Source organism: Streptomyces sp. PT12, from assembly GCF_003311645.1.
Taxonomy (GTDB): Bacteria; Actinomycetota; Actinomycetes; order Streptomycetales; family Streptomycetaceae; genus Streptomyces.
Map to the genome: position 1 here is coordinate 1 of NZ_QEST01000045.1, position 13,472 is coordinate 13,472.

14 protein-coding genes and 1 pseudogene are annotated in these 13,472 nt (G+C 71.3%); 12 read left to right on the forward strand and 3 right to left on the reverse strand.

Annotation, left to right across the window (positions count from 1 at the left end):
• Window positions 1-59 precede the first annotated feature (59 nt).
• Together DEH69_RS04320 and DEH69_RS04325 are read left to right on the forward strand one after the other, a co-directional pair.
• Window positions 60-284 (forward strand): annotated as a pseudogene (locus DEH69_RS04320) (type II toxin-antitoxin system RelE/ParE family toxin); the annotation flags it as partial.
• On the forward strand, window positions 281-604 hold the full coding sequence (locus DEH69_RS04325; RefSeq protein ID WP_113685535.1) for a helix-turn-helix domain-containing protein: 324 nt from the start codon (window positions 281-283) through the stop codon (window positions 602-604). The pseudogene DEH69_RS04320 and the gene DEH69_RS04325, both read left to right, overlap by 4 nt.
• Before the next feature lie 293 nt (window positions 605-897).
• Here DEH69_RS04325 and DEH69_RS04330 read toward each other — a convergent pair whose 3' ends face one another.
• Entirely contained in the window at window positions 898-1,140 is a 243-nt protein-coding gene (locus DEH69_RS04330) for a DUF397 domain-containing protein (protein WP_309302755.1), read from the reverse strand.
• A gap of 85 nt (window positions 1,141-1,225) precedes the next feature.
• On the opposite strand from DEH69_RS04330, the gene DEH69_RS04335 reads away from it, so the two are divergent.
• The 10 genes from DEH69_RS04335 to DEH69_RS31265 all read left to right on the forward strand — a co-directional run bounded on the left by DEH69_RS04335 (window position 1,226) and on the right by DEH69_RS31265 (window position 10,070).
• Window positions 1,226-2,446: a helix-turn-helix domain-containing protein gene (locus DEH69_RS04335; RefSeq protein ID WP_113685537.1), complete on the forward strand. Its 1,221-nt coding sequence runs from the start codon at window positions 1,226-1,228 to the stop codon at window positions 2,444-2,446.
• A gap of 284 nt (window positions 2,447-2,730) precedes the next feature.
• Window positions 2,731-3,135 carry a hypothetical protein gene (locus tag DEH69_RS04340; RefSeq protein ID WP_147255409.1) on the forward strand — a complete coding sequence of 135 codons (405 nt, stop codon included), beginning with the start codon at window positions 2,731-2,733 and terminating at the stop codon, window positions 3,133-3,135.
• Window positions 3,132-3,404 carry a hypothetical protein gene (locus tag DEH69_RS04345; protein WP_113685539.1) on the forward strand — a complete coding sequence of 91 codons (273 nt, stop codon included), beginning with the start codon at window positions 3,132-3,134 and terminating at the stop codon, window positions 3,402-3,404. The genes DEH69_RS04340 and DEH69_RS04345 overlap by 4 nt, the downstream gene beginning before the upstream one ends.
• 280 nt (window positions 3,405-3,684) lie before the next feature.
• Window positions 3,685-4,017, forward strand: coding sequence for a hypothetical protein (locus DEH69_RS04350; protein ID WP_113685540.1), 333 nt, complete (start codon window positions 3,685-3,687; stop codon window positions 4,015-4,017).
• On the forward strand, window positions 4,014-4,286 hold the full coding sequence (locus tag DEH69_RS04355) for a hypothetical protein (protein ID WP_113685541.1): 273 nt from the start codon (window positions 4,014-4,016) through the stop codon (window positions 4,284-4,286). The genes DEH69_RS04350 and DEH69_RS04355 overlap by 4 nt, the downstream gene beginning before the upstream one ends.
• A gap of 203 nt (window positions 4,287-4,489) precedes the next feature.
• A complete protein-coding gene (locus DEH69_RS04360) occupies window positions 4,490-5,377 on the forward strand; it encodes a helix-turn-helix transcriptional regulator (RefSeq protein WP_113685542.1) in 888 nt (295 codons plus the stop codon).
• A gap of 4 nt (window positions 5,378-5,381) precedes the next feature.
• Window positions 5,382-5,549: a DUF397 domain-containing protein gene (locus DEH69_RS04365; RefSeq protein ID WP_258534422.1), complete on the forward strand. Its 168-nt coding sequence runs from the start codon at window positions 5,382-5,384 to the stop codon at window positions 5,547-5,549.
• A gap of 383 nt (window positions 5,550-5,932) precedes the next feature.
• Window positions 5,933-6,592, forward strand: coding sequence for a Crp/Fnr family transcriptional regulator (locus DEH69_RS04370; RefSeq protein ID WP_113685544.1), 660 nt, complete (start codon window positions 5,933-5,935; stop codon window positions 6,590-6,592).
• A 179-nt stretch (window positions 6,593-6,771) separates the two neighbouring features.
• The gene (locus tag DEH69_RS04375) at window positions 6,772-7,845 is read left to right on the forward strand and encodes a hypothetical protein (protein ID WP_113685545.1); all 1,074 of its coding nucleotides are present in this window, start codon (window positions 6,772-6,774) and stop codon (window positions 7,843-7,845) included.
• The gene (locus DEH69_RS31265; protein WP_181727252.1) at window positions 7,845-10,070 is read left to right on the forward strand and encodes a hypothetical protein; all 2,226 of its coding nucleotides are present in this window, start codon (window positions 7,845-7,847) and stop codon (window positions 10,068-10,070) included. Before DEH69_RS04375 ends, DEH69_RS31265 begins: the two co-directional genes overlap by 1 nt.
• Window positions 10,071-10,174: 104 nt before the next feature.
• Here DEH69_RS31265 and DEH69_RS04385 read toward each other — a convergent pair whose 3' ends face one another.
• Window positions 10,175-10,945, reverse strand: coding sequence for a hypothetical protein (locus DEH69_RS04385; RefSeq protein ID WP_147255411.1), 771 nt, complete (start codon window positions 10,943-10,945; stop codon window positions 10,175-10,177).
• Between the two features lie 190 nt (window positions 10,946-11,135).
• Window positions 11,136-13,472, reverse strand: a 2,337-nt coding sequence (locus DEH69_RS04390) for a glycoside hydrolase family 48 protein (RefSeq protein WP_113685547.1), incomplete at its 5' end; no start/stop codon positions are given.

Consider the following 13,472-nt stretch of genomic DNA (forward strand, 5'->3'; position numbering starts at 1 on the left):
ACGGACAACAGAACGGGCCCCGACTCCGTCAGCGGCCCACCACGAAAGATCGAGGCTAGGGCGGCAAGGTGAGAGAGCTGCGTTTCGCGCTCGACGGCTCGGCGGTGCGCCTCACGTACTGGCTTGCGCCCCAGCGGCGCATCGTGTTCCTCACCGTCTTCCGCAAGACGAAGATGAGGGAAATGACCGAAGTGGAAAGGGCGCGGCAGGCGCAGAAGGTCTGCGAAGCCGAGCACGTGGCCGCCACCCACACCTACGACAGAGCCTCGGAGGAGGAGTCGTGAATCACTCGGAATGGAAAACCCGCCGCACCCGGCGTCTGCTCGGCGAGCGGGTGGAGGAGTCGTCCGCGTACACCGAGGCGGGTTACGCCTTCGCCCTGGGGCAGGCCGTCCATGACCGCCGCACCGAACTCGGGCTCTCTCAGGCCGAGCTGGCCAGGCGGGCGAGCATGACGCAGCCGCAGATCTCGAACATCGAAAGCGGCGGCATGGTCCCGACCCTGCCCCTCCTCGCTCGACTCGCCAAGGCCCTGGAGGCGTCCCTGACCATCACCCTCGACGACGACTCGTCCTTCTCCTTCACCCCCCGCGCCGCCGCATAACACCGGCGCGCTACCTGAGCTCAACGTGCGCCAGGAATGAAAACGCTTCGGGCGGCCAGGGCAGGCCCGAAGGGTGCGCGCTACCCCGGCCGACCACCGGGAAAACGGCCGCCAACGAGGGACGCGGCCGCGCCCGTTCGGCGAACGGTCCCGGACACCCCCAAGCCGACCGGTTTACCGCGACGACCGCCACCCACCACCCTCCCTCCCGTAGGTGCCGATCAGTGACCCGCACCTACCACGAAACAGGAACAGCGGGCGACGGCACACACCACCGGACCCTCGGTAGCCGCTCAGTGAAGCGAGTCGCCGTTTGTGACGGTGTCGAGGAACGACATCCATGCCGCAGGCTCGAACACGAAGGCGCCACGGGAGCGGTCCTTGCTGTCACCCACGGCGATGCCCTGGCCATCCACCGGTTGGACCTCGACGCACTGGCCCCGGTTGTCGGCGCTGTAGGACGAGCTGCGCGAGCTCGCACCGGGCCGCGCGCGGGGCGCGTCGTCATGCGCGCGGTCCAACGGCCCTGCCGTCACCGGGTGATGAGAGGCCGTTCGCTGTGCCCTGGTGCCGGGGCGGGAGTACCGTTCTAAGTGCTTCACTCTCAGAACTGGAGACAGTATGCCCGACAACTCCGGCCGGGGATACGACACCTCGATCGGGCGCCGTATTCAAGCCATCCGAAACCAGCGTGGATTGACACAGCACGGCCTCGCACAGCGTGCGCATATTTCCTATAGCACGCTGACCAAGGTCGAGTCAGGCCACAAGTCGGCCTCGCCTACAGTCACAGCAGCGTGCGCCCGGGCACTGCGCGTGCCCGTCACCGATCTCACTGGGCAACCATATTTCGACGCGCTGAAGAAGGACCAACTGGAGGAATTGGTTCAACCGCTACGCCACGCGGTCGCCAATCCTCTGCTCGCCTCTCCGGAGACGGCCCCTCGGCCGCTGGCCGAGCTGCGCGCCGACCTCGACACGCTGGACGAGAGCCGCCGCCGAGGCGAGTACATGGCCATCGGGGCAACCGTGCCCGCTGTGGTCGATGAGCTGCTCCACGTGATCGATAACATGCCTACTGGGATAGAGCAACAGCGGGTGTACGGGCTGCTCGCTCAGGCATATCGACTAGCGCAAAATTTCTCCCACAAGTTGGGTTTCCTGGATCTGGCGCTGCTGTCGCTGGATCGCATGGAACAGGCTGCTTCGCACGCGGAAGATCCCTACCTTCCGGTTGTCATCTGCCATTACAGGTCGAATTACTTCCTGCACCACGGTGGCTACGACGTTGGCCTGAGAGAGGTCTCCGCGTGGATGCAGCGCCTTGAGGAGCCGGTGCGCCGCGGCGACCTGCGTGCCACGTCAGCCATGGGCACCATGCACCTCAAGGCCGCCGTTCTGCACTCCCGCCGCCGTAGGCCGACCTCCTCGACTCAGGTCGGCGCGCACATCAACGAGGCGCGGGCCCTCGCCCGCCAGGTCGCCGGTATGCCGGATCCCTACGGTTTGATCTTCGATACACACAACGTTGAGGTGCACGTGACATCCACTGGGATTGACCTGGGTGACCCGGGCACCGCTGCGGAGCATGGCGCGTCGCTCCAGCTGCCGACCGGTTGGGCGATGAATCGGGCCGGGCACCACTACATGGACATGGCACGGGCTCTGGAGCGGATCGGGCGTCGCGATGACGCCCTGAAGAACCTGGTCAAGGCGCGTGCGGCTGCCCCAGCTCAAACGCGGTACCACCCGACCACCCGAGAAACCACGCTCGCCCTCCTGCGAGGTCGCAGCACGCCATCGCAGAAGCTAAGCGAGTACGCGGCCTGGGTAGGCATCTGACGGCCCATATGTCAACCGGCTCGGCTTTCATTCTTCGGTGAAAGTCGGGTCGGGCCTGTCTCGGCACGCTGTGACTGTCAGCACCGAGATGGTCACTGGAGCCGAACCATGACGCCACCCCGCACACCCCCTCCCGAGCCCGCGCCGCCGCCGTTGGACGAGGACTCGCCGGTCACGGTGATCGTGGGGCGGGAATGCCCCCCGGCGACGCCGCTTGATCTGTGTCTTGGCTGCCCGGAACGGGTGCGCGACCGCGCCGCCCGCGTGGGTTTGGGCGGTGGGTCGTGAACGAACGCTGTGCGTCGTGCGGGACGACGGTGCCGCCGCTGGTCGTGGTGGCGGTGCACCATGCCGGGTCGGGTGGCGGGTGGACGCACCGCGCGTGCGCGAGCTGCCTGATCCGCGAGCGGCTGATCCCGTTCACCTTCCACCCGCTGCGCCACGATGGGGCGCGGCTGACGTACCCGGAGATCGTTCCGGGTGAACTGGTGGCTATGCTCGCGCCGTTGGGCGAGTCGCCCGTGCTCGCCGCCCCGGTCGGGCGGCTGCTGGCCGCCGTGGCCCGCACAAAGGACCGTACGCTCGACGCCGACCAGCTGCATGCCGCCCACGACGAGGCTCGCGCCGCCGTCGCGCGGCTGCGGGAGGCCGCCAGGCGGGGACGCGGCACCGCCCGGGAGGCGCGGTGAACGGCGCGATCGACCTCTATCTCCGCGACCCCGACCGGGGCAACGACCAGCCCGTCAACGGCCGCTGCTGGCTCGGCTGCGACCCCGGGACCGTTCAGCCGGTGGTCTGGATCGGGCCCGTCTCCATCGCGGGGCCAAACGGCATCGCGACCGCACCCGCCTACGCCTGTCCCCGGTGCATGCGCCGCCTCTACACCATGGCGCGGGCGGACGAGAGCGAACGCGACCGGCCACCGCATCTGGCCGAGCAGCCGCACCACCGCCCCTGACCCCTGCTGTCACCCGTGATGCCGCCCCACCGGCGAACGTGCGCGGTCCGGGCGGCAGCGGGCCCAGGCCCGCCCGGCCCAGGACCGGGCGGACATTCCCGGAGCCGCTTCCTCCTCCGCGCGCCCCGGGGCACCCGCCCGCCCCTTCCTGGTCACGACCGGGGCGTGCGGCCAGTCCTTCACCCACCACCATGTTCTGGAGCCTGTCATCTTCTGGCCATTCCTCTTCCGGCCCCCGGCCCACCGGCACGACAAGCGCCCGCGGAAGCGACACGCGGCGATGCCCGCGACCGATGTGCGCCGCGTCGAGGTGACCCCGGCATCGGTCCTCACCGGGGACGTGCTGACCATCGGTGAGTGCCACTTCAAGGTCTTGACGCGCACTCGCGTCCACGGCGGGGTCAGGCTGGGGCTCACCTCGGGTGCCCTGTTCGTCATGTCCCACCGCACCACCCTCACGGTCTGGCGCGCTGACCCGCCCGGCTTACGGCCCCGCTCCTTCTGGGAGACAGCCCTCCGCCAGCCCCCGCCCACCCGGGCGGAGATCGTCGCCCAGGTCGTCGTGGGATGCGCCCTTGTCATCGTCATCGCCCTGGCGGTGATGGCGCGATGAACCCCACCGGGATGGTCGCGATCGAGATCACCGCCGCAACGGTCAGGGTCGGCGACCAATTGGTCGTCGGAGGACGGCCCTACACCGTCTGCGACATGAGCGCACTCGCCAGCGGCGGCAAGCTGCTGCACTTCCACGGAGGCGAGTCGTTCCACATGGGCTGCTTCACGGTGCTGTGGGCCAGCCGCCACATCTCCCAGCTCCCCGGCTTCCTCCCACCCCGCCCCAGACGCTACGCGGCAACACGCCACCAGCGCACCGCGCGGTAGCGGAGGCAGACGACTCCGAGCCCGCTGAACGCCGGGGCGAGCGGCCCCCGAGGCTTGACGCTGGCTTGACGCAGCCACGTTGCGGCGAGCCTCCAACAGCCGGGGCCCCACCCTGCCCGGGCGGCTGTCCCGGGCGGCCAGACCACCACCACGTCTGGTGTTCACCGAGACGACTACGACAGTGAATGAGGAAAGGACCTTTCATGGGGGAAGCGATGCCGGGATCGACCGTGCCCAGGCGCCAGCTCGGGCGGCACCCGCGGGAGTCGCGCACCGACGCGCGGCTCACCCGCAAACTGGCGGCCAGGAAACTGGAATGGTCCGAAGCGAAGATGTGGCGCATCGAATCCGGGCTCACCCTGGTGCGCAGCCATGACGTCCAGTCCATGTGCGGGATCTACGGCGCACCGGAGGAGACCACCACGGCACTGGTGGGCCTGGCGAAGGAGACGAAGGCCCGCGGCTGGTGGCACAGCTTCGGCGGCAGCATTACCGAGGGGTTCGATGTCTGCCACAGCATGGAGGGCGCCGCCTCCCGGATCTCCCTCTACCAAGGGCACGTGGTGCCAGGACTGTTCCAGACCGAGGACTACGCACGGATCACCCTCCGCGCGGCTCACCCTGACAAGGACGAGGAGGAGACCGGGCGCCGGGTGCGGCTAAGGATCGCCCGGCACAGCCTGGTCACCCGGGTGACCGCCCCGCCCGGGCTCCGGGTGGTGCTGGACGAGGCGCCGCTGCGCCGCCCGGTCGGCGCGGGCACCGTGATGGCGGGCCAGCTGCGCCACCTGGCCAAGGTCTCCACGCGGGACAACGTGGAGATCAGGGTGGTCCCCACGGACGCCGGGGCCCACCCGGGCCCGCTCTCCGGGTCGTTCCGCATCCTGCGCTTCCCGCAGGGCGGCGACGGCAAGGAGACCGAGCCGCCCACCGTCTACGCCGACAGATACACAGGCGACCTCCACCTCGACCGGCCGCACGAGATCGCCCGGTACGACGCGGCGTTCACCGGCATGTGGAACACGTCTCTGAGCGAGGAAGCCTCCAGGACCCTCCTCACGGAACTCGCAGGGACCCATGAACGGGGCTGATGCCATGGGAGCGGTGTGGATCACGTCCTCGTGTTCCGAGTCCAACGGACAGTGCGCCGAGGCGGCCCGCGTGACCGATGCCGTCGCGACGCGGGACAGCACCTTCGGGCAGGAGCGCCCGGCGCTGGCCGTTCCCCCGGCCCAGCAGTTGGCGTTCCACCGCACCCCCTGAGCGCTCCACCGCGCCCTCACCCGGCCTCGCGCCGCTCCCGGGGGCGCGCCGCCGCGGCGCCTGCCCCGCCTGCGGCGGCGAGGGCGCACCGGACGAGCCCTCCGAGGAGCCAGCGGCGTAGCCTCGGCGCCACAACGCCCCGCCCACCGGCTGAGACGGGTTCTGTAGATCCCCGATGCGCACGTTCGCCACCGCCACAGGCACGAACCGGCGCGCGTGCCATCTCCGGCTCAACGCGGCCGAGTTGTCGAGCGAGCAACACCTGTCGGGGCCCAACCCGGCGAAGCCGTCTAGGCGTTCGGCGCCGAGGCGCCGCTGTCCGCCGTCGCGCGGCCTACGCTGGTACCGGCCGCACCGACGCGCAGCGCGTGAGGGAGGGCGCCATGGCCGGGCAAGATGCGTTCAGCCGCGAGCAGTTGGGGCTCATCCATGGCGCGGGCCGTGGGCGGGTGTGGGAGCGGGGGGAGGCCGTCGTCTCCGAGGGGGCGCCCTCCACGGACGTGGTGCTCATCGAGGCGGGCCTGGTCAAGATCACCACCGATCTGGAGAACGGCTACACCAGCGTGCTCGCCGTGCGCGGCCCTGGCGAGTTGCTGGGGGAGCTGTCGTGTCTCGACGGCATGCCGAGGTCCGCGACGGCCACCGCGCTTGAGCAGGTGCGGGGCACGGTGGTGCCGGGGGAGCGGTTTCGGCGGCTGCTGTCCGCGCATGGCGCGCTCGCGCTCGCCGTGCTGCGCAGCGTCGCCGCGCGGCTGCGGGACTCCGACCGGCTGCGGGCCGAGCACGGCGCGTATCCAGCGGTGGTGCGGATCGCACGGGTGCTCGCCGAGGTGGCGCTGCGCCACGGGGAGCCCGACCCCGAGCTGCCGGGCGCGTTGACCGTGCGGGTCAACCAGCGGGAGCTGGCGGGCGCGGCGGGCACGTCGCGTGAGTCCCTGGTGCGCGCGTTCGCGACGCTCGAGGCCGAGGCGCTCATCGTGCGCCGCCGCGGGCACACGCTGGTGACCGACGTGGAGCGCCTGGGCGGCTGGAACGGCGCCTGATCTACGCATCTTTCGCGCCGGGGCGTACGGCACTTGTGTGATTGCGTCATCTGACGCTGTGCGCCCCTCGCGGCGTTGGTATCCCTGAGGCACACGGACGGGCCGACGGGCACGGCACGGGGGGCGTCGGTCCGTCCGTCCCGGCGTGAGCGGGCGTTGAACAGGGGTGAGGAAACGCCATGACGGTCAAGTACGAGTACTACACGATTCTCGTCGTCGACATCGAGGGCTTCGGGCGGCGGCGGAACCCGGTGCAGTCGTGGCTGCGGGAGCGGCTGCGGCGGATCCTGGAGGCCGCGTTCGAGACGTCGGGCGTCGACCACCGCGCGGGGCCGCCGCCCGTGGACCGCGGCGACGGGGTGTTCTGGCTGCTGCCGGGGACCGTGCCCAAGGAGGACGTGACCGGCCTGTTCGTCGACCAGCTGCGCCAGCAGCTGCGGGCGCACGCCAGGACGAGCAGCGCCGAGGGCGCGCTGCGGCTGCGGCTCTCGCTGCACGGCGGCGAGGTCGGCGCGGACGAGCAGGGCTGGGTCGGCGCCGACCTCAACACCGCGTGCCGCATCGTGGATCACCAGCCGCTGCGCGACGCGCTCGCCGCGAGCGAGGGGGCCGAGCTGGTCGTGGCCGTCTCGGACGAGTGGCACCGCAAGGTGATCAGCCACGATCACCCCGGCATCGACGCGACCGAGTATCGGCCCGTCAGGTTCGACGCCAAGGAGATCCAGAACGAGACCATCTGGATCCGCGTGCCGGGCCACCCCGCGCCGGTGCTCGCGCCGGAGCGCGCACCCGACAACGTGCCCGGCGCGCACGGTGGTTCGGGCGCCGCGCGCGATGACCGCCGCGCCGCCGCGACCGCCCCGCCGTCGCCGTTCATCCAGCACAACTCCGGCATTGGCCAGCTCTACGGCGACATTCACGACGGCGGGATCGGCGTCGCGCAGGGCACGGTCCACCAGACGTTCGGCGCCCCCGCCGCGCCCGACGGGGCGGGGAACGCGGAGCTGCGGCGCGAACTCGACGAGCTGCGCGGCCTGTTGAAGGACGCCCTGGCGCGCAGGGACATCGACGCTGGCACCTACCAGGACGCGTCGCGCGAGCTGGATACCGCGGAGGAGTACGCCGACGCGGAGGACGAGGAGAGCCGGGGCGTGCTGGTGCGCGCGCTGGTCAAGCTCGGGGCCCTGGTCACGGGCATCGGCGCCATCGCCGAGCCCGTGCGGAACCTCATCAACACGCTGCGAGGTGCGTGATGACCCAGCCAATGGCCCGGCCCATGGCGCAGTCCACGGCCCGGCCCACGATCGGCACCAACACCGGCATCGGCGCGCTGACCGGCGGCATCAGCCACGGCGGCGTCGGCGTCCTGCACGGCGACCAGTACGTCAACCAGTACGTCACCGACCCCAAGGCGTCGCCCGAGCAGATCTTCCGCGAGGGCATGCACTGCCTGGCCGCTGGCATGCGGGGCCGGGCCGATGAGCTGGTCGGGCAGGCCATCCAGCGCGGCTACGAGTCCCAGGAGGTCTACTACTCCTGGATGTTGGTGGTCACCAGCCGCCGCTCGCCCGAGGACCTGACCGACGAGGACTGGCACACGCTGCGCACGGCCGTGACTCGGGTGGACCGCGCGTGGCCCGCCGACCAGCCGGGCAACGCCGCGGGGTACGCCGAGGCCGCGCACGTCGTCGCCGACCTGCTGCGTGCCGCGATCGCCCCGAACGTCCACAGCGCACCCGACGCCCCGAACGCTCCCGAGGACCGTGGCCTCGCCGAGCGCGTCCGCGCGCTGCCGCCCGCCCGCCGCGCCGAGGTCGAGGACCATCTGCGCTATGTCGCCCAGCGCGTCGAGCGCGAGGCGCTCAGCGCCGAGGAGTCGGCCGAGATCGACGCGTACCGCATGGCGGGGGACAGGCAGGAGCGCGTTCCGCTGTTCTTCACGCCCGACCCGCTGCCGCTCCAGCCGCTGCCCGAGCCCGCCACGTCGATCTGGCCGAGCGACCGGGGCACCACCAGGGCCCTGCTCTACGCGGCCGCGGTCCTGCTGGTGATGGGCCTGGTCCTGGCGATCGTGTTCCTCAACAAGGACTCGGGCGGCACCACGTCGACCGACCCGTTCACCGGTGCCACCACGACGGAGGAGGGCGGCGAGGACTTCGGCGGCGTGGCGCTGCTTCTCGGGGGGGTGATCGCGATCGCCGCGCTCGTGTTGCTGCTTCGGAACGCGCCGGGCGAGCTGCGGCGCAGGGCCCGCCAGGCCCGCAGGCCCGCGTGGCTGCGGGAGCGGCGCCCCAAGCGGCCCTTGCCCGGGCCCCTGAACGCCGCGCTCCCCAACAAGCCGGTCGCGGGCTCGTTCTTCGCCTTCCGCGCCCGGCTGGCCGAGCTGGCCGCGGCCCGGTTCGCCGAGGCCAGGCCCGGCCCTTTGAGCCCCGAGTCCTGGCAGCGGCTCACCGGGCACCTCCAGGAGGACCTGGCCGACGCCCTCGCCATCCGCTACTGGCAGGCGGGTCCGCCCGAGGGCCTCGACTGGCTGATCCAGCTGCGGGCCGCCAGGACGGCGAAGGAGTGGGCGGAAGGCAAGGTCAAGCCGCCACCGGGCGACGCCTGGAGCCAGTGGCGCGGCACGCGGAACGGCGTGGTGCTCGCCGTTGCCGCGCTGGCGTTGCCCGTGCTGGTGCTGTGGGCGCAGTCCCAGGCCAGCGCGCTCCTGGTCGCCGGTCTATGGGGCGCCTCGGCCACGCTGGTCATCGGCGTCAGCGGCAGGAGTGCCGAGCTGAAACTGGTCGAGACCGAACGCGTCGACTTCGCCGACGAGCGGGTCAGGCACGCCGCGTGGGCCGAGCACCTGCGCACCTTCCGCCCCGCCGACGCCGAGCTCGGCCGCTGGCTCGACCTGGACCAGCGGCATCTGCTGCGGGATGTGCTGCGCGAGCACCGGATGGAGCGCAGGGGCGTGCTGTTCACGTTCTTCGTGCTCGAGGCCGCGCCTGGCTGCGTGCGCGCCAAGGTGCCCAACGGGCCGCCGCGGTACTCCCGTTACGGGCTGCGGCTGTTTGTGCTGACGACGAGCGGGGTGTGGGTCAGCACCTGGGAGGTGGACTTCGCGTCGGGAACGCACCAGGGCCGCAAGGACTTCGTCTTCCGGTTCGACTCGATCAGCTCGGTCGTGCTCCAGACCGTCGCGACGGGCCACGCGGACGGTGAGAAGTCCTCGGTCGGCGTCCTCGACAGCGCGGCGTCCGAGCTCCAGGAGGTGATGCGGCTCGTGCTCAACAACCAGCAGAACCTGGAGGTCCAGGTCGAGAACCACCAGAAGCTCGGCGCCGAGGCCAGCCCCAACCCCGGGCGGCTGCGCGAGCTCGCCCTGGAGACCTCGGGCATCCTGGCGGGCTTCCGCATCCTGGCGGCGCTTGCCACGGAGGGCGAGGAGTGGTTCGACCAGCGCCGGGACCAGTCGCGCCAGGTGTTCCTCGGCTGAGCGGGGGTGCGGCCGGGGAACGGGGGGAACGGGGGGGAACGGGGGAGGCCGGGCCGGGCGCGGATCGCCGCGTCCGGCCCGGCGCGCGCCCACGCGGCGTCGATTCAGACGCAGATGAAGAGGAAGCAGTCGTTGTCCTCTTCCTCTTCCTCTTCCTCATCCTCTTCCTCATCCTCGTCGGGCGGCGGCGGCGACGAGGACGGCGGGTCCGAGTGCCCGGGCTCGTCCGTCGTGGGCGGCGGCGTGTCGTCGTCCGTGGGGGGCGGCCCGCTGGTGCCGGGGTCGTCGGGCGTCTCGACCGAGCCCTCCTCCTCGACGGGGCTCTCGCTCGCGCCGTCCTCGCTCGGGCTCTCGGACGGCTCCTCGCGCTCGCTCGCCGGGAGGTCGGTGGGCGACGAGCCGTCATCGGCCGGGCTCCCCGACGCGTCGTCCGCCGCGTCCTCGTCGCCCGTCTCGCTCTCCTCCGCGCTGGGCGAGTCCTCCGCGTCGAGGGCGCTGTCCGCGCCCGACGGCTCGTTCGACGGCATCACGACATCGCCGACCTCGGCCACGGTGACGCCAAGCACGACGACGCCGAGCAGCGCGGCCAGCAGATAGCGGCGGCCCGTGCGGCGCGACGCGGCGTGCCGCGTGGGGCGCCCGGTCGCCGCGGTCTCCGCGTGGGCGCCCGCCCCCGTGGCGTCGGGCAGGTCGAGCGGCGGCGGGGGCACCGGCAGCGGCGCCGTGAAGTCCCGTGCGTCACCGTCCCGTTCGGCCTCGGTCCCGCGGTCTCTTCGGTCCGCGCCGTCGCGCCGGTCGTCTCCGTCCCTGCCGCGGTCGGCGGTGGACCAGTCGGTCAACTCGCCGCAGCCGGGGCATATCAGTGCGCCATTCACGTGCCGACGGCACGTGGTGCAGTAGTCCACAGCTCCCCGATTCGTTGCGATGGACCGGTGGGGGTCAGCACACGATAGCGGCGCACACACGTTCGCGCGGCGGTGCCCCGGAGCGGCGAGCGCCCCGGGGCACCTGTCTGTCCCGGTCTGGAGCTGATGCGGCGTTACACGTCGGCGTTACACGTCGGCGTTACGCGTCGAAGAGGTTCGCGTAGGTCGCCAGCGCGACGGCGATGTCGGCCTGCGCCCAGAAGCGGTGGTACTCGAACGTCGGCACCGGGCCCCCGTTGACATAGTCCTCGACCTGCTGCCAGTCGGGGTCGTCGTGGAGGAACGAGCGGATCGAGTCGAACGTCGCGCCCGGCTCGATCACATCGCCGTTGGGCATCGTCCCGCTGAAGCCCTCGGGGATGTGGACCTCGTCGACCAGCCGGTCGTAGGCGTCCTTGGGCTCGGGGACGGCGACGCCGAGCGCGTCGGAGTGCGCCATGAGGCCGTCGAGCAGCCCCGCCGCGGTCTCTTGCGCCTCAGTGTCACCGGTGGCCGCGGCGTAGTAGGACAGCGTGTTGGCGAGCGAGCCTGTGATGCCCACGTCCTGCGTCGTGTTGACGACCTCGACGTGCAGGTTCGCGTTGGCGCCCGGGTTGGCCGGGTCCCATGTGTCGGGCGCGCCGCTCCACCGGAGCGTGGACGGGATCGCGTAGTCCCCGCCCTGCCCGACGGTGACCTCGTCGAGCACCCAGTCCACCCACTTGTCCAGGACCTCGCCCGCCCGCTCGTCGCCCGAAGCGTAGTAGTACTCCGCCATCCGCTGCATCGACCACGCCTGCATCCCGAACCACTGGTTGGACGGCGGGTCGTGGTACACCGGCTTCTCGTCGTAGAACATCCCGTAGAACGTCGGGGTGCCCGCCGGGGGCTGGCCGTAGTGGCCCTCCCAGCTGTTGGTCGCGCCGCCCGCGATGGCGCCCTCGTCGGACTGGAGCCACCGGTAGAACTCAAGCTGCCGCTGGAGGCTCACGTCCCAGTCGCCCTCGGCCGTCGGGGACTCGGGCACCAGGTCGGCCTCGCTGCTCAACGCGTAGGCGGCCATGGGGTTCTGGTAGCCGAAGTGCGCGTAGCTCGAGCCGATCCGCCAGGCCCAGCCCGCGGAGCTGTCGAGCGCGCCGCCCCACGCGTAGTACCAGGACAGCAGGTAGTGCGCGCTGTCCTTGCCCGACGCGGCGGGGCAGGCGCTCGCGCCCACGCAGTTCCCGATCTCCTTGAAGTACTTGTCGTACATCGCGTAGCGCAGATAGTCGCCCATGCGCGACGCCTTGTCGATCGTCCCGGCGATCTGCGCCTGGTTGCCCTGCTCGCTCGCCCAGACGTCGGCCCAGTAGGCCGCTTGGATCGCGCGGGCGTCGGCGTCGGGCGCGTTGGTGTAACGCCACTGCTCGGCGTAGGTGTCGTCGCCGGTGAAGAGGTCGAGATAGCCGTTCTCGCCGCCGTAGCTGAAGTCCTCGCACGACGGGTGCGGCACCGTCTCGAACACGGACTCCTGCGGGCCGCGCTGATAGGTGTTGATGAAGGTCGGCTCACCCGGGGTCCCGCCGCACGCGTCGCCGTAGCCGTAGACGTCGTCCACGTCCTGGAGCCAGTGCATGCCGTAGATGTCGTCGGTGCCATACGTCGACGACAGCTCGTCGGCCAGCGGGTCGTCGCCCACCGGGATGCCGGGGTCGATCGGGGCCGGGTAGTCCTCGACGTCGTTGGACTCGGGGGCGTAACTCGCGGGCGACGAGGGGTTGTAGAAGCCCTGGGTCGGCTGCTCGTCGGCGCTGGGGATCATCCACTCCTCCATGACGTCCCAGGCGTCGTTGAACGGCTCCCAGTCACCGGTCACCCGGCCATACTGCGCCTCCAGCCAGATGAGGTAGGAGTACGCCTCCGACGTCGTCTCGTGCCCGTGGTCGGGCGCCTCGACCATCAGGGTCTCGACGGAGTGGTAGGGCACGCCCTCGGGGGAGAAATAGCCGCTGGCCGGGTTCTTGATCTTCCCGTACAGCTCAAGGAAGTACTCCTCGTACGCCGAGTCGCCGCCGCCGAGCACCGTGACGTTGACGGTGGCGGGCTCGTGCCCCGGCGCCGACGCGGTGAACGTCGCCGAGCCCGTCTGCTCGGTGCCCGCGGCGACGGTGACGGACTGGGTGACGTTCCAGTTCGACGGCGTGAACGTCAGCGTGGGCGAGCTGGTGACGGTCACGTCGCTGTTGCCCGCGGTGCGCGCGACGCTCACCGTGACGCTGCCCGATGGCTGGGCGTTCAGGCGCAGCCCGAACGTGCCGGTGGCGCCGGGCTGGAGCGCGACCGACGACGGGGTGGCCACGACGGCCGGGTCGTCGACGGGCTCCTCGCCGCAGATCGTGCCGTTGACGGAGAAGACGGTGGGTGAGGCGTTGGCGCCGGAGTAGGTGAAGTTGGCCCCGGTGGAGACGGAGGCCCCCGGGGCGATCGTGCCGTTCCAGCCGGTGTCCTCGACGGTGAC